Genomic DNA, 15,839 nt, shown 5'->3' on the forward strand with positions numbered 1-15,839 from the left:
GGATGTCAGACGTTATGAGTGTGGAGTGGAGTAGTAGTCGGCGACTTGCGCTCAAGGATCACGTCGCCATTGAGGATGTCAATAACTTTGCAGGTTCCCGTAACTGGGCTGTTGCTGGGGTCGTGAATAGAGATCCCGAAGAAGGGATTTTTTTCGAGAAGAAGTGGCGTATTGGTGAGGGGTTCGCCTTTCATTACATCGTGGATGACTTTATGGGGGAGCGATATGTTGTCGTGGTCGGACAGTCTGAATTTGAGTCAGAAAGTTACCTCGATGTGATCGTGTCAGGCCTGGACTGTTGGTCTGCGGGAGAAGCAGTTCTCAAATTCGATTCAAGTGTCTACGTGGCTGATCGAGTGCGTGCTGTTCGCCTTCTTGGTGTGGTGTCACCTTTGGCGGTGGATAGTTCCATCGCTGACCGAGTGGTGGGAGCTGCGCAGAGCGAATCGCCAGATGTGCGTCGCGCAGCGATCTGGGCCATGGGGTATTCGGATTGGCCAGAATATCGAGAGAGGCTGGCTTCGCTTGTTGAAGCGGAGTCGAATGGCATCATTCGGGATGAAGCGGCTGCCATCCTGTCGAGACTGAGGGAAGCGAGGTAGCTGGACATGACACGGTACGCGGACATACCCAAGCCAATCCGGTCCGGGATCGTCGTTGTGGACCCCGAACTGGGCACCCCGCAGCGGGTCATCGTGCTGCAGTTCAACCCGGACACCCTCGAACGATCCCTCGCGCCGCAGGCCGCAGGAGGTGAGGGGGAAGGGGAGGGGGACCGGAACGAGGCGTTGCGGCTCAAGGGGCCCGCCGAGGAGACCTGGACCTTTACCGCTGAGATCGACTCGACCGATCAGCTCGAGCTGGCGGCGCCGGACGGGATTCACCCGCAGCTTGCCGCGCTGGAGATGTTGGTGCATCCGACGACGGCTCAACTACGGGAGGCCACGCGGGAGGCGAAGAAGGGGACCATCGAGATCAGCCCCATCGAGATGCCGCTGACCCTCTTCACCTGGGGGAGCAAGCGAGTGATGCCGGTGCGGCTGACTGAGCTGTCGATCAGTGAGTCGGCGTTCGATGTGAACCTCAACCCGATGCGGGCCTCGCTCAACATCGGGATGAAGGTGCTGTCGGTGAGCGACCTGCCGGCCGAGCATCGCGGGGCGGAGCTGTATCTGGCGCACCTGGCGCAGAAGGAGCGGTTGGCCGGGATGGCCGGGGGTGGCGGACTCGGGGCATCCGGGTTCGGGCGGGGACGCCGCCGCGTTGGCAGTCGGTAAGAGCGGGGGGAGTCAAGAAGCATGGCCAGCACTGAGCCGTACGAGAGCGCGCTGGACGGCATACCGGGGGCGCATCCGTACCCGCGGTCGAGCCGGTACCACGATGCCGAGATCGGGGTGCATGTGCAGAACGACGGGACGGAGGTCCGATACGTCAAGCGGCGGTTGCTGCCGCCGCTGGAGCACGATGCGACCGAGGACGCGTCCACGCACACCGTCAGCAGTGGGGAGCGGGCCGACCACCTCGGGCAGTGGTACTTCGGGGATCCGGAGCAGTGGTGGCGGATCGCCGACGCCAACCCGGTGCTCGATCCGGCCGAGTTGACGGCGGAGCCGGGGCAGCGCATCGCCGTGCCGGTGCCGGGGGTGTTCCCGGGGGCCGGCCATGCCTGACGAGCCGATCGGGCGGGGGCCCGTCCACATCACCCTGCACATGGGGCCGAAGCTCACCCGACCCGTGCCGGCGGAGGTCGCGGAGGCACTGCTGTCGTGCCAGATCACGATGACGGCGGGGGAACGCAGCGGGTTCCAGATGGCCTTCGATCTGAGCAAGAGCGGGGCGATCGCGAAGAGGCTGCTGCCTGAGGGGTTCTTTGATCCCAAGACCCGGGTGATCGTGACCGTGTCGGTGAAGGGGACGCCTCGGGTGCTGCTGGACGGGCTGATCGTCCGTCAGGAGGTGGGGGCGAGCAATCGGCCGGGGCAGTCCACGCTCACCGTGACCGGGGAGGATCTGACGCTGCTCATGGATCTGGAGGAGCGGACGGACCGGTTTCCGAATCTGGCGCCTTCCCAGCGGGCGGCCCGGATTCTGAATCAGTACGCGGATTACGGGATCCAGCCTCGGGTGATCCGGGAGCAGATCGCGCAGCCGCCCCAGCAGGATCTGCGGGTTCACTACCAGACCGGGACCGATCTGCAGTATCTGAACGAGCTGGCGCAGGCCAACGGGTTCACCTTCTACCTGGAGCCCGGACCCGTGCCGGGGCGGTCCCTCGCCTACTGGGGGCCGGAGCAGCGGCTCGGGCAGCGGCAGCACGCGCTGAACGTGAACATGGAGACCAACTCCACCGTCGACCAGCTCACGTTCGCCTACGACGGCATGGCGCGCGAGGAACCCCAGGTGCGGGTGCAGGATCCCCGGACGCGCGATACGCGGCTGCTGGCGCAGCCGGACATCGACCCGCTGAGGCCGCCGCTCGGCCGCCGGCCGACACCGGCGCTGAAGCGCCGGACGATCTCCGGTACGGCCAAGAAGGAGCTGGGGCAGGCGGAAGCCGAGGCGCTGGCGCGGGCCGCGCTGTCGGCGGATGTGATCTCCGGGTCCGGGAGCCTGGACGTGAACCGGCACGGGTACCTGCTGCGGCCACGGGAGTTGGTGGGGGTCCGGGGGGCGGGAGTCGCGTACGACGGGGACTACTACGTGAAGTCCGTGACGTCGAACCTCAGTCCCGGCTCGTTCCGGCAGAACTTCACGCTGTCACGGGAGGGGCTGATCGCCCGGAGCGGCACGGTTCGTCCCTGAGGCCCAAGGCCGGCCCCATCGGCTCGTCAGAAGACGCGGAGAGACACAGGAGCACCGCACCATGGTCACAGGACCGAAGGACCGGTTTCTCGGGAAGTTCCGCGGCCGGGTCGTCAGCAACGACGACCCGCTGCGCATCGGACGTATCACCGCCGAGGTCCCGGACGTCCTCGGCGACGAGCCGTCCACCTGGGCGCTGCCCTGCCTGCCGTTCACGGGGCCCGAGTCGGGGCAGTTCGTGGTGCCGGCGCCGGGCGCGGGCGTGTGGGTGGAGTTCGAGCAGGGGGATCCCAGCTTTCCCGTGTGGACCGGGTGCTGGTACGGGGCCGCCGACGAGCTCCCGCCCGATGCGCGGCGTGAGCTCCAGGCCAACTCTGCCGACAAGCCCGTCGTCGTGCAGACACCGCAGGCGCACAAGCTCGTCATGAACGACACGCCCGGCCCTGAGCAGGGAATTCTGTTGCAGGCCCAGGGCGGGGCGTACATCCGGATCACCAAGGAAACCATCGTGATCTCGAACGGCCTCGGTGCGGAGGTCATCCTGCGCGGCAACCAAGTGGACGTGAACGAGGGCCAGTTGACCGTCACGTCCCAGCGATAGAACGGGGGAAGGAAGAACATGTCCAGGACATCCGGAAGTCTGCTCGACACCGACACCGTGATCGGCTGCCCGCACGGCGGCCGGGTCACCACCGCCACCACGCCCTCCGGCGGGGTACGCCTCGCGGGCGCCCTCGTCGCCACGGCCGCGCACAGCTACGTGGTCATCGGCTGCCCGCACACCGTCGACGGTGTGCCCATGCCGTGCGTCACGGTCCGCTGGACCGCCGACGGCAGCGGCGTCACGGCCGGCGGCGTGCCCGTGCTGCTCGACACCTCCGCGGCCCAGTGCTTCAGCGCGGCCTTCGTCCCGCAGGGACCGCCCGTCGTCCCGGCCGCGCAGCGAAGGGTCACCGTCCGATGAGTCCCACCAGCCGGGGAACCCGGCCGCCCCGCACCGACATCGCGTTTCCCTTCCACGCCGACCGCCGGGGACGCACGGCGCACGCCGGCCACGGCGATCACGTCCACGACCTGGTCGAGCAACTGCTGTTCACCAGCCCCGGCGAGCGCGTGATGCGCCCCGACTTCGGCTGCGGACTGCTGGACCTGGTGTTCGCACCCAACAGCCCCGAGCTGGTCAGCACCCTCGAACTGTCCGTGCAGGCAGCCCTCCAGCGCTGGCTCGGCGACCTCATCGACGTGGAGGCCCTTGACGTGGTCAGCGAGGATCACGTCGTCCGCGTGTACCTCTCGTACGTCGTCCGCGCCACCGGGGCCCGGCGCGACGACGTCTTCGAAGGGAGGGCAGCCGCATGACCAGCGGTACCACCACCTCCCGGCGGGCCAAGGTCAGAGCCGCCCAGCTGGGTGGCATCGACGCCGTCGAGGTCAGCGACGACGGGCTGCTGCTCACCGTCACGTTCCTCGGCAAGGCCCCGCACGGCCTGTGTCCCGAGAACGTCCGCGTCGACGGGGGCCGCCGCGTCACCGGCATCACCGCCCTCGACGTCGGCGTGGAGCGCGAGGAGGACCCCGAGCTCGACGACCGGCTGTACGTCACCCTCGACAAGACCGGGGACACCTCCCGCTACCGGCTCTCCCTCGTGGAGACCGACCCGTACGGGCGCCCCGGCACCGAGCCGTTCCGCGGCTTCGACCAGCGCTACCACAGCGCGCCTTTCCGTTTCCGGCCCGACTGTCCGACGCCCTTCGACTGCAAGGAAGCACCCTCCGGGGAAACGGCCTTCCCCGAAGCGCCCGTCATCGACTACACGGCCCGCGACTACGACACCATCCGCAAGCTGCTCCTCGACCGGCTCACGCTCACCACGCCCGACTGGGTGGAACGCAACCCCGCCGACCTCGGGACGACGCTGGTCGAACTCCTCGCGTACACCGGCGACCAGATCAGCTACCAGCAGGACGCGGTGGCCACCGAGGCCTACCTCGACACCGCCCGCCGACGGGTCTCCGTACGGCGTCATGTCCGCCTCATCGACTACGCGATGCACGACGGGTGCACGGCCCGTGCGTACGTCACCGTGCAGACCGCGGACGACACGACCCTCGCTCCTGGCACCTACCGCTTCGCCTCCGTCGACGTCCGCAGCCTGGACCCGCACGACCGGCCCGAGCCCGGCACGGTCATCGGCGACCACGACCTCGCGGACCTCGACGAGCACGGCTCCGTGGAGGTCTTCGAACCGGTCACCCCCGCCGACCCGCTTGAGCTGCGCACCGCGCACAACGCGATCCGCCTGTGGACCTGGGGCGGCGACACACGCACCCTCCCGAAGGGCGCCACATCCGCCACCCTGCGCGACGAGTGGCAGGACCCGGAGACCTGCCGCGAGCGCCGGCTCGGCCTCGGCCCCGGCGACCTGCTCGTCCTGGAGGAGATCAAGGGGCCCCGTACCGGCACCCCCGGCGACGCCGATCCCGCCCACCGCCAGGCCGTACGACTCACCTCCGTCACACCGGCCGTCGACCGCATCGAGGACCAGCCGGTCCTGGAGGTCACCTGGGCCGCCGAGGACGCGCTCCGCTTCCCCTTCTGCCTCACCACTCGCGGCGGACGCGACTGTCTGCCGGTCGAGGACGTGAGCCTCGCCCGCGGCAATGTCGTCCTCGTCGATCACGGCCGCACCCTCCAGTGGTCCGGCGAACTTCCCGAGAGCGTGACCGTCCCGCCCGAACCCGCCGTTGTCGCACCCTGCGACCCGCCCGCCTTCGGCTGCCACGACCGGGAGGAGGGCAACGCTCCCGCACGGCTCGTCAACTCCCTCACGGACCGTACGGAATCCGGCGAGGCACTGACCCCCGACGACGTGCGCGAACTCTTCGACGTCGTCGGTCTGTCCGCGAGCACCCGCGCCGGAATCGGCCTGGAGTGGGCCGGGCAGCGGCACGAACGCGTCGTCCCCGGCACCGCGTACGCCCAGGCCGCCGCCCTGCGCACGCTGCTCGCCCAGTCCCTCTATCCGGGGATTCAGCCCCGCTTCCGGCCCGTCCTCGGCCGGGTGCCGGTCGTGCAGGCCGTGCCGTTCCCCGACCCGGGGATCGTCTCCGCCGGGCAGGCCGAGCGGATCGCGGCCATCCCGGAGCGGATACGGCAGCGGCTCGTCGACCTCTGGCGCAGCGCCCGCGACCGCGACGGGCTCGGCGACGACGAGATCGCCGAACTCACCGTCATCTACGGCCTGAAGGTCCTTGAGCGCCTTGAACTGCGCCGCCACCCTGTCCGCGCGCTCCGTGAACTCCTGCTGCGCAGCGATGAGTTGCTGGACGCCAAGCTGCGCCGCGTCGAGATCCTGACAGCACGCGCCCGCGCGGGCACCGTCCTCGACGGGCACATCGCCTGGGAGATCGCGCACAGTTGGGGTCCGGCGTACGCGGCCGGACTGCACCCCGACGAGCCGGTGCTCCGCGGCTCCGCGAGTGCCGCGCTCGCCCAGGACCCGCGCCGGGCGCTGCCCGCCGTACGCCTCCACGAGGGCGCCGCAGACGGCGAGGAAGCCGTCTGGGAGCCGCGCCGCGACCTGCTGGACAGCGGCTCGCGCGACCGGCACTTCGTCGGCGAACTGGAGGACGACGGCCGCCTCGCCCTGCGCTTCGGCGAAGGCCGGCACGGGGCGAAGCCGACCCCGGGCGCCCGGCTGGTCCCGCGCTACCGGCTCGGTGGCGGCAGCGCCGGCAATGTCGGTGCCGAAGCCGTCAACCACCTGGTGGTGCGGGCCGGTGACGACGGCGGGACACCCGTCGCCGTCGTCCGCAACCCGCTGCCCGCGACCGGTGGCACGGAACCCGAACCCATCGAGCAGGTACGCCAGTTGGCTCCCCTCGACCTGCGCCGCACCCGGCTGCGCGCCGTCACCGCCGACGACTACGCGGCCCTCGCCTCCGCCCTGCCGGGAGTGCAGCGGGCCGGCGCCGAGATCCGCTGGACCGGCAGCGTCCAGGAGGCGCACATCGCGATCGACGCCCTCGGCACCGGCAGCCCGCCGGCGAAGCTGCTCTCCGCCGTCGAACAGGCCCTGGAGGCGTACCGGCGCATCGGCCACGACCTCGTCGTCGGCCCGGCGCGTCTCGTACCGCTCGACATCGCACTCACCGTATGTGCCAAGCCCGGCCACCAGCACGGGCAGATACTCGCCGAGCTGTACCGCGTGCTCGGCAGCGGCCGACTGCCGGACGGACGGCTCGGCTTCTTCCACCCGGACGCGCTGACCTTCGGTGAACCGGTCCGGCTCAGCCGCCTGGTCGCCGCCGCGGCGGGGGTCGCGGGTGTGGAGAGCGTCCGGGTGACCAGGCTGCGGCGGCTGTTCGAGCAGGACCGCGGAGAGAGGGAGGACGGTGTGCTGCGGCTCGGCCCGCTGGCGATCGCCACCTGCGACAACGACCCCGACCGGCCGGAGAACGGCCGGCTGGCGATATCCCTGGGAGGTGCCCGATGACGGACGCGTACCCGATCACCGCGACCGACGGGTGCACCTGTGGCGGCGCCTGCCGCGCCGGCCACGACGAGCGTCTCGCGCCCGCCCCGCTCCACAACCCGCCCGGCCGCACCGCCCTCGACTACCGCGTGGGCGAGTACGGCTCCTTCCTGGCCGCTCTGCTCGACCGGCTCGCCTCACCCGCGTACCCCGCCCTGAGCAGGCTCACGGTCCGCACGCCCGACGACCCGGCGATCGGCCTCCTCGACGCCACCGCCGTCCTCGGCGACCTGCTCACCTTCCACTCCGAACGGATCGCGGACGAGGCCTACATCCGCACCGCGGGCGAGCACCGTTCGCTGGTGCTGCTCGGGCGGCTCGTCGGCCACCGGCCGCGCCCCGGCGTGGCCGCCGCCACCCACCTCGCGTACACCCTCGAACGCGACCCGCGCGCCGAGAGCCTTCCCGTGGTCATCCCGCGCGGGGCGCGCAGCCACAGCGTGCCGGCCTCCGCCGACGAGGAGTCCCAGACCTTCGAGACCGGCCGGGACCTGACGGCCCGCTGGGACTGGAACGAGCTGAAGGTCCGTCGCCGGCGCCCCTCCCTCGTCACCCCGCAGGATCTTGAGAAGCGTTCGGAACTGTTCGTCGCGGGCACCGGCAACTCGCTGCGGACCGGTGACCAGCTCCTCTTCGTGTTCGGTGAACGCGCGGGCGGTGAGCGGAAGTTGCTGCCCGTGGCGAAGGCGCGGGTCGACCGCGAGGACGAGATCACCGCGATCTCCCTGCCGAAGTCGGCCCCGGCGACGCTGAAGGAACTCGTCGATGAGGTGCGGCGCTGGACCGCGGAGCCGGCCGCGCCCGGAGAGCCGGGCGACGAGCCCCCCACTCCGGAGGTCCCCAACCCGCGCCCGGTCAGCAAGCTCGTCGAGGACTTCGAGGACCATGTCCTGGCCCCGCTGCGCGCCGACCTGGACACCGTCGAGTCCCCCGAACGGCTCGCGGCCCGCCTCGCCGAGCCCGTCGCCCGCCTCGGTGAGGCCCAGGTGCTGGCCACACCGTACGAGGACGTGGCCGCGTGGTTCGAGCAGTTGGAGGCCGTACTCGCGGAACTCGCCGAGCGGGCCCTGGAGCTGGCCCCGGCACGGTCCGAACCGGAGGAGCCGGAAGATCCGAACGGGACCGGGGCGCCCTCGAAGCCACAGACGAAAGCCGCGGAAGCGGCGGCCGGCCTCGCACCCCGCGAAGCCGCCCTCCGGGCCCTGAGCGACGTCCTGCCCGCTCTGCGCGCCGCCGCCCCCGCGCCACGCGGCGGCACCCGCGCCCAGCTTCCCGGTACGGACACCGCGCGGCTGCTCGCGGCCCTCAACCCCGGCCTGAGCGGCCTCTACCCGGCCTGGCGCACCACCGCGGCCCCGAGTACGCCGCAACTCCTGCGCGAACTGCTCGCGATGCGTGTCACGGCCGCCCCCTTCGGCGCCACGGCCCCGCTCAAGCCGGTCCAGGACGACCGGGGCCGGGTCATCCGCACCGCGGACTGGCCGCTCACGGGTGCGGTCCTCGTCAGCATGCGCGTCGTGTTCGACACGGGGGGCAGGGCTCCGGTCCGGGCGGAGTTCCAGTACGTCGAGGGCAGCAGCTCCGACCAGCGCGCCGAGGATCTGCGTACGGCACAGCCGGTCGTCTTCCGCCTCGGCACGGGTGAGGTCGAGCTGTCCACGCGGGTGGCCCAGGACCGCGATCTGAACTGGCTGAACCGCCGTCCCGCCGACTCCCAGGAACCCGGCGTCACCGCCCATCTCCGCCAGGGCCTCCCCGAGTACCACCTGTTCGTGTCACGGCCCGGCGACGACGGGCTCGTCCATGTGACCGTCGGCGACCAGGCCCCGGTCCCCCTGCGTCCGGGCGACACCAAGCCGCTCCACCTCGGCGAGGACGAGTTCAGCCTCCGGTACTCGACGGGCAGCACCGAGCCCAACGTCGAGGTGGTCATCGCGAGCCGGCGCGACGGCGTCGACCGCCGCGTGCTCCAGCTCGACACAGTGCACACCGGCATCACCGTCGGCAGCTGGGTCGCGATCCAGCGCCCCGCCAAGGGCGCCGAGAACGGCATCCCCGGCGACAAGAAGCTCGCTTGCGTCACCACGCAGGTCGTGGCCGCGCGCACGGCCGCCTACTCCAACTACGGCATCACCGGCCGCGGCACCGAACTCACACTCGCCGACCCCTGGCTGGACGAGTTCGACGTCCTGCTCTCCCACATCCGCGACACCACCGTGCACGCGGCGGGCGAGCCCCTGCGTCTGGCGGACGAACCGCTCGGCGAGGACGTGCACGGCAACGAGATCGAACTCGCCGAGCTGTACGACGGACTTCGGCCCGGACGCACCCTGATCATCGGCGGCGAGCGCAGCGACATCCCGTCGGTGGCCGGGGTGACGGCCACCGAGGTCGTGACGATCGCCACCGCCGACCCGGCCGTCGACCCCCGGCTCCCGGGCGACCACACCCACACCCGGCTGACCCTGACCGCCGACCTCGCCCACCGCTACCGCCGCGAGACCGTCCGCATCCTCGGCAACGTCGTCGAGGCCACCCACGGGGAGGGCCGGGAGGAGGCGATCGGCAGCGGCGACTCGGACCGCGTCAACCAGACGTTCGCTCTGTGGCAGTCCCCGCTCACCTGGCTCGCCGACGACAACCCCCTCGGCGCCACACCCGTGCTGGAGATCCGGGTGGACGGCGTCCTGTGGCACGAGGTCGACAGCCTCGCCGGACGCGGCCCGCGCGAGCGCGTCCACATCACCGGCTCCACCGCCGACGGACGTACCACCGTCACCTTCGGCGACGGCATCCACGGCGCCCGCCTGCCCACCGGCCACGAGAACGTCCGCGCCCGGTACCGCTTCGGCACCGGCAAGGCGGCCAACGTCGCCGCCGACCGCGTCACCCAGCCGCTCACCCGGCCGCTCGGTGTCTCCCGCGTCACCAACCCGCGCGCGGCCACGGGCGGCGCGGACGCGGACGGCCCCGGCCTGACCCGGCGAACCATCCCACTCGCCGTCTCCGCCCTCGACCGACTCGTATCCGCCGCCGACTACGAGGACTTCGCCCGCTCCCGCGCCGGCATCGGCAGGGCCGCCGCCCGCGAACTCTTCGACGGACGGCGGCGTGTGCTGCATGTGACGGTCGCGGGAACGGACGACGTCCCGATCGCCGACGACGGCGAGAACTCATCCACGCTGCGCGCCCTGCGCGGCGCCCTCACCGAGTACGGGGACCCCGGCCTCCCCGTCCGGGTGGACGTGCGCGAACTCGTCCTGCTGCTCGTCGCCGCCAAGGTGAAGGTGGCTCCGGACCACGCCTGGGAGATCGTCGAACCGCGGCTGCGTCAGGCGCTGCTGCGCCGCCTCGGCTTCGAGGGGCGGGAGCTGGGGCAGCCGGCCCGGCTCTCCGACGCCCTGGCAGCGGCTCACACCGTGCCCGGTGTCGACTACGTGGACGTCGACATCTTCACGGGCGTCCCCGCGTCCGCCACGCCCGAGGAACTCACCGCGCTGCTCACCCGCCCCGGACCCGCGCGGCCGACGGTCCCGGCACACCCCGCGACGTACGACGAGAAGACCCACGTCGTACGCGCCGAGGAAGGCGAGACGCTGTCCTCCATCAGCGCCCGGCACGGCGTCCCGCTCGCCGAACTCCTGCGCCTCAACCCCGACATCACCGACACCCGGCGCCTGGCGAAGGGCCGGTCGTTGTTCGTCTTCCGCGGCATTCGCCCGGCGCAGCTCGCGCTGCTGTCGCCGAAGGCCGCGGACACACTGATTCTGACGGAGGTCAAGTGATGGCTGCGAACTCGGCGGATGTCCCCTTCGAGACCGAGTCCCCCGCGGCGTCCAGGGAACCCGACGGTCTGGCCGCCCTGCTGCCCCGCTGGCACCTGCTGCGTGACAGCGAGGAGGGCGAACCGCTGCGCGCCCTGCTCGCGGTCGTCTCCGAGCAACTCGACCGCGTGCGCGACGGCGTGGCCCAGGGATACGAGGACCTGTTCGTGGAGACCGCGGCCCCCTGGGTGCTGCCGTACCTCGGCGACCTCGTGGGCTACCGCACCCTGCCGGGCTACGAACGCGTCCTCACCACGGATCTGCACGGCGGCGGCCGGGACGAGCTGGCCGAGGCCGTCGCCCCGCGCGCAGACGTGGCCGCCACCGTCGCCAACCGCCGCCGCAAGGGCACCCTCCATCTCCTGGAGGAGATCTCCGAGCAGGTCACCGGCTGGCCCGCACGCGCCGTCGAACGGTCCCGGCACGTGTCCCACACCCAGCCGGTGAAGCTGTACGGCACCTCGGGAGCCCAAGCCCGTCGCGGCGACCGCGGCCGTCTCGTCGACCTCCGCGACGGTTCCGCACTCGCCCTCGCGGGCGGACCGTTCGAGACCGCGGCCCGTACCGTCGATGTCCGCCGCGCCGACTCCAGCCGCACACAGGGCGGTTGGACCCCGGCCGGGGTCGCCCTCTTCGTCTGGCGGCTCAGGGCCCACTCCCTGACCTCCTCCCCGGCGTACTGCGTCGACCGCGCCCGCAACCTCTACACGTTCTCGATCCTCGGCAATGACAGCCCCCTGGTGACCAAGCCGGTCCCGGAGCCGTCCGCCACCCATATCGCCACCGCCGACAACGTTCCGGCGTTCATCACCCGCCGTCTGCTCCACGACCGGCTTCTGGACCACTACGGCCCCGGCAAGAGCTTCGTCATCCGGCGCGACGGCGAGGACAAGCCCGTGCCGCCGTCCGACATCGTGGTCACCGACCTCTCCGACTGGCGCTACCGGCCCAAGCGCGGTCAGGTCGCCGTCGATCCCGAGCTGGGGCGGATCGCGTTCGGGGCGCGGTCGGCGCCCCGGCAGGGTGTGTGGGTGGACTACCACTACGCGTACGGCGCCGACATGGGCGGCGGCGAGTACGAGCGGCCCGACCGCGTGGAGCGGCCCGACGCCGCCTTCTACCGGGTCGGCCCCGCGCAGCCGTACCGCCAGATCATGGACGCGTACCGGGCCTGGCAGCACGACCGCCGGGCGGGCCGTACCGGGCCCGACGGCATCATCGAGATCACGCACAGTGGTGCCTACCAGGAGCAGCTGGACTTCGACCTCGACCCCGGCGACCGGCTGGAGCTGCGGGCGGCCGAGGGCACGCGGCCGGTGATCCGCCTGCTGGACTGGTACAGCAACCGGCCCGACGCCCTCAACATCCGCGCCGTGGCGGACGACTGCGCCCCGCACGAGCGGCCCCGTGTCGTCCTCGACGGGCTGCTGGTCGCCGGGCGCGGCATCAACGTCACCGGACCGATGGCAGCCGTCGTCGTCCGGCACACCACGCTCGTACCCGGCTGGTCCCTGGAGCCCGAGTGCGAGCCGCACTCGCCCGAGGAGCCCAGCATCGTCCTGGACCGCACCACCGCCTGCCTCCAGATCGAACACAGCGTGCTCGGGACCATCGAGGTCATCGGTGACGAGGTGAGCGAGGACCCCCTCGACATCCACCTCCGCGACAGCATCCTCGACGCCACCGGGCACGACCGCGAGGCGCTTTCCGCACCCGACTGCCGCCACGCCCACGCCGTGCTGCATGTGCACCGCACCACCGTCATCGGCGAAGTCCACACGCACGCCGTGGCGATCGCCGAGAACTCCCTGTTCACGGGAAGGCTCCACGTGGCGCGGCGCGGCATCGGCTGTCTGCGCCACAGTTACGTCCCCGCCGGCTCACGCACGCCGCGACGGTACCGCTGCCAGCCCGATCTCACCCCCGGCGTACGGCCGTTGTTCGCCGCCGTGCGTTACGGGACGCCCTGGTACGGGCAGTTGGCCGATCGCTGCCCCGAGTGGATCCGTCGCGGCGCGGACGACGGTGCCGAGATGGGCGCCTTCCACGACCTGTACCGGCCACAGCGCGAGGACGGTCTGCGCGCACGGCTCGCGGAGTACACGCCCGCTGGTACGGACGCCGGAATCTTCTTCGTGACGTGAACAGTGCCGCCGTACGACCCACCCGCACCTTTCTGAACCTGGGGGACCCCTTTCATGCACGCTGACCTCTCCCGTCTCACCTTCCGACCGGAGCTGCGCTACTCCGCGGTCGTCGCCCAGCAGGGCCGCGTCCAGCTCGACGCCGACGCCAACGAGCAGACCGCGATCCAGCTCCACCAGGCCCGCACCCTCGCCGCGGACCTGATCGGCCGCCACGGCGGGCCACTCGGCGCGGCGGGCTTCCGTATCGAGTACAAGGGCGGCAAGCACGACATCGACACCCTCCACATCCACGGTGGCCGCTACTACGTCGACGGCATCGCGGCCGACGCGGACCGCCCGGCGCCCGGCACGCCCGTGCCGGACGACAACGCCGCCGACGCCTCGGACGCGGATCAGGACACCGCCGCGCCGCCGACCCACTGGACCTACTGGGACCAACCTGACGCCTACCGCGACCCGGAGAGGCCCGGAGACCGGCTGCCCTCCCCCACGCAGTCGCCGTTCGTGGTCTACCTGAACGTGTGGGAGCGGTCGGTGAACGCGGCCGAGGACCCGGCGCTGCGGGAGGTCGCCCTCGGAGCGTCGATGCCGGACACCGCGGCCCGCGTCAAGGTGGTCTGGCAGGTGCTGCCGCTGTCCCTCGCGGAGCTGGCGATCGAGGACACCGACCCGTCGAGGGACGCCGTCCGCGACGCTTTCGAGAAATGGGCTCGGAACGAGGCGGCGGCCACCGCCCGGCTGGCCGCCCGCAGCGAGCGGCCCGACCACGCGGACGAGGACCCGTGCCTGGTCAAGCCCGACGCGCGCTACCGCGGAACGGAGAACCAGCTGTACCGGGTCGAGGTCCATGCCGGCGGCGAGGCGAAGGACGCCACCTTCAAGTGGTCGCGCGAGAACGGTTCGGTCGTCTTCCCGGTCGACGAACTCGACGGCACCTGGGTGCGGTTGGCGTCCCTCGGCCACGACGACAAACTGGACCTGGATGTCGGCGACCTCGTCGAGTTCACGGACACCGCCTACGCCTCCCGGCTGGAAGCCCTGCCCCTGCTGCGGGTCGAGGAGCTGGACCTGCCGGGCCGCGGCGTCCGCCTGTCCGCCGAGCCCGGACCCGGCGTCGGCCGGCTGCCGCACCTGCACCCGTTCCTGCGCCGCTGGGACCATCACGAGGGCCCGAGGCGCAAGGGCCGTAAGGCGGCTCTGAAGGGCGGCGCCGTTCCCGTCGCCGAGGGGGAATGGCTGCCGCTGGAGGACGGCGTCGAGGTGTACTTCGCCAAGGACGGCACCTACCGCACCGGCGACCACTGGCTCATCCCGGCCCGCACCGCCACCGGCGGCGTCGAATGGCCCAGGGACCCGGCGCGCCGCGCGCTGCTCAAGGGGCCCGCCGGCATCGCCCGCCACTTCGCCCCGCTGGCCCTGGTCAAGGGCGAGGAGGGCGCTGTCGATCTGCGTCTGGCCTTCGCCCCGCTCGCGAGCGGCATCCCGGCCGCCGACGACGCGACCCTGGCGGCGGAGGAACAGGCACGCAGCGAGGAAGTCGCGGCCGAAGAGGCCTCGGACGGAAAGTCGCGGACCGCCGCGGAAGCGGAGCCCGCCGTGGAAGGAGACGAGTGATGGCCACACCTCTGAGCGCGTCCCAACTGGTGAAGATCCTGCGCGCGGAGGGCCTGACGGTCCACGAGGTGCGCAACTGGCGTACCCACAACCGCAATTCGAAAGGTCCGTGGGGTCCGGTGAACGGTGTGATGATCCATCACACCGTCACCTCGGGCACGGACGCCTCCGTGAACATCTGCTACAACGGCTACTCGGGACTGCCGGGGCCGCTGTGCCACGGCGTCATCGACAAGAAGGGCCATGTCCATCTGGTCGGCAACGGCCGGGCCAACCATGCGGGGCTGGGCGACAGCGACGTCCTGCGCGCCGTCGTCAACGAGACGAAACTGCCGCCCGACAACGAGTCCGACACCGACGGCAACCGGCACTTCTACGGCTTCGAGTGCGTCAACCTCGGCGACGGCAAGGACCCCTGGCCCGCCGCGCAGAAGGAGGCCATCGAGAGGGCGTCCGCCGCGATCTGCCGTCACCACGGCTGGAGCGAGCGGTCGGTCATCGGCCACAAGGAGTGGCAGCCGGGCAAGGTGGACCCGCGCGGCTTCACGATGGACGGCATGCGCAAGCGGATCGCCGACCGGCTGGACGGAAAGGCGCCCGGCCCCGCGCCCGACCCGGACCCCAAGCCGTCCAAACCGTCGTACGTGAAGTTTCCCGGTGCCGGCTTCTTCCACGCCGGCCAGAGGTCCGCGGTCATCACCGCCATGGGCCGCCGGCTGGTCGCCGAGGGCTGCGACCGTTACGCGGAGGGGCCCGGCCCCGAGTGGACCGACGCCGACCGCAAGTCCTACCAGGCCTGGCAGCAGAAGCTCGGCTTCAAGGGCAAGGACGCGGACGGCATTCCGGGCAGGACGAGCTGGGACAAGCTGAAGGTCCCGCGTTGAGAGCCTGTCCCCGGCCGGGCTCCTCCCCCGCTC

At 71.5% G+C, this 15,839-nt stretch carries 12 protein-coding genes; all 12 read left to right on the plus strand.

Going from position 1 to position 15,839, the window contains the following annotated elements:
• Positions 1-2 precede the first annotated feature (2 nt).
• The 12 genes from ACIBLA_RS13945 (at position 3) to ACIBLA_RS14000 (ending at position 15,806) form a co-directional block, all read left to right on the plus strand.
• Complete coding sequence (locus tag ACIBLA_RS13945; RefSeq protein ID WP_399198658.1) at positions 3-602, plus strand: HEAT repeat domain-containing protein; 600 nt, start codon at positions 3-5, stop codon at positions 600-602.
• Positions 603-608: 6 nt separating this feature from the next.
• On the plus strand, positions 609-1,277 hold the full coding sequence (locus ACIBLA_RS13950; protein ID WP_363245692.1) for a hypothetical protein: 669 nt from the start codon (positions 609-611) through the stop codon (positions 1,275-1,277).
• A gap of 21 nt (positions 1,278-1,298) precedes the next feature.
• Positions 1,299-1,670, plus strand: a complete 372-nt coding sequence (locus ACIBLA_RS13955; protein WP_363245691.1) for a hypothetical protein — start codon at positions 1,299-1,301, stop codon at positions 1,668-1,670.
• The gene (locus ACIBLA_RS13960) at positions 1,663-2,802 is read left to right on the plus strand and encodes a hypothetical protein (protein ID WP_399198659.1); all 1,140 of its coding nucleotides are present in this window, start codon (positions 1,663-1,665) and stop codon (positions 2,800-2,802) included. The genes ACIBLA_RS13955 and ACIBLA_RS13960 overlap by 8 nt, the downstream gene beginning before the upstream one ends.
• Positions 2,803-2,863: 61 nt before the next feature.
• Positions 2,864-3,403, plus strand: coding sequence for a phage baseplate assembly protein V (locus tag ACIBLA_RS13965; protein ID WP_363245689.1), 540 nt, complete (start codon positions 2,864-2,866; stop codon positions 3,401-3,403).
• 18 nt (positions 3,404-3,421) lie between these two features.
• Positions 3,422-3,766: a hypothetical protein gene (locus ACIBLA_RS13970; protein WP_363245688.1), complete on the plus strand. Its 345-nt coding sequence runs from the start codon at positions 3,422-3,424 to the stop codon at positions 3,764-3,766.
• Positions 3,763-4,161 carry a GPW/gp25 family protein gene (locus ACIBLA_RS13975; protein ID WP_399198660.1) on the plus strand — a complete coding sequence of 133 codons (399 nt, stop codon included), beginning with the start codon at positions 3,763-3,765 and terminating at the stop codon, positions 4,159-4,161. Before ACIBLA_RS13970 ends, ACIBLA_RS13975 begins: the two co-directional genes overlap by 4 nt.
• A complete protein-coding gene (locus tag ACIBLA_RS13980; protein ID WP_399198661.1) occupies positions 4,158-7,298 on the plus strand; it encodes a putative baseplate assembly protein in 3,141 nt (1,046 codons plus the stop codon). Before ACIBLA_RS13975 ends, ACIBLA_RS13980 begins: the two co-directional genes overlap by 4 nt.
• The gene (locus ACIBLA_RS13985) at positions 7,295-11,122 is read left to right on the plus strand and encodes a putative baseplate assembly protein (RefSeq protein WP_399198662.1); all 3,828 of its coding nucleotides are present in this window, start codon (positions 7,295-7,297) and stop codon (positions 11,120-11,122) included. The genes ACIBLA_RS13980 and ACIBLA_RS13985 overlap by 4 nt, the downstream gene beginning before the upstream one ends.
• The gene (locus tag ACIBLA_RS13990; RefSeq protein WP_399198663.1) at positions 11,122-13,305 is read left to right on the plus strand and encodes a hypothetical protein; all 2,184 of its coding nucleotides are present in this window, start codon (positions 11,122-11,124) and stop codon (positions 13,303-13,305) included. The genes ACIBLA_RS13985 and ACIBLA_RS13990 overlap by 1 nt, the downstream gene beginning before the upstream one ends.
• Before the next feature lie 54 nt (positions 13,306-13,359).
• Entirely contained in the window at positions 13,360-14,922 is a 1,563-nt protein-coding gene (locus ACIBLA_RS13995) for a DUF6519 domain-containing protein (RefSeq protein ID WP_399198664.1), read from the plus strand.
• Positions 14,922-15,806: a peptidoglycan-binding protein gene (locus tag ACIBLA_RS14000; RefSeq protein WP_363245682.1), complete on the plus strand. Its 885-nt coding sequence runs from the start codon at positions 14,922-14,924 to the stop codon at positions 15,804-15,806. The genes ACIBLA_RS13995 and ACIBLA_RS14000 overlap by 1 nt, the downstream gene beginning before the upstream one ends.
• Positions 15,807-15,839 lie beyond the last annotated feature (33 nt).

It is taken from the genome of Streptomyces sp. NPDC050433, assembly GCF_044458565.1.
Lineage (GTDB): Bacteria > Actinomycetota > Actinomycetes > Streptomycetales > Streptomycetaceae > Streptomyces.

Coding starts and splice junctions, on each gene's coding strand:
- ACIBLA_RS13975 (WP_399198660.1), top strand. CDS start 3,763: ATGAGTCCCACCAGCCGGGGAACCCGGCCGCCCCGCACCGACATCGCG.
- ACIBLA_RS13995 (WP_399198664.1), top strand. CDS start 13,360: ATGCACGCTGACCTCTCCCGTCTCACCTTCCGACCGGAGCTGCGCTAC.
- ACIBLA_RS13955 (WP_363245691.1), top strand. CDS start 1,299: ATGGCCAGCACTGAGCCGTACGAGAGCGCGCTGGACGGCATACCGGGG.
- ACIBLA_RS13970 (WP_363245688.1), top strand. CDS start 3,422: ATGTCCAGGACATCCGGAAGTCTGCTCGACACCGACACCGTGATCGGC.
- ACIBLA_RS13985 (WP_399198662.1), top strand. CDS start 7,295: ATGACGGACGCGTACCCGATCACCGCGACCGACGGGTGCACCTGTGGC.
- ACIBLA_RS14000 (WP_363245682.1), top strand. CDS start 14,922: ATGGCCACACCTCTGAGCGCGTCCCAACTGGTGAAGATCCTGCGCGCG.
- ACIBLA_RS13965 (WP_363245689.1), top strand. CDS start 2,864: ATGGTCACAGGACCGAAGGACCGGTTTCTCGGGAAGTTCCGCGGCCGG.
- ACIBLA_RS13980 (WP_399198661.1), top strand. CDS start 4,158: ATGACCAGCGGTACCACCACCTCCCGGCGGGCCAAGGTCAGAGCCGCC.
- ACIBLA_RS13945 (WP_399198658.1), top strand. CDS start 3: ATGTCAGACGTTATGAGTGTGGAGTGGAGTAGTAGTCGGCGACTTGCG.
- ACIBLA_RS13950 (WP_363245692.1), top strand. CDS start 609: ATGACACGGTACGCGGACATACCCAAGCCAATCCGGTCCGGGATCGTC.
- ACIBLA_RS13960 (WP_399198659.1), top strand. CDS start 1,663: ATGCCTGACGAGCCGATCGGGCGGGGGCCCGTCCACATCACCCTGCAC.
- ACIBLA_RS13990 (WP_399198663.1), top strand. CDS start 11,122: ATGGCTGCGAACTCGGCGGATGTCCCCTTCGAGACCGAGTCCCCCGCG.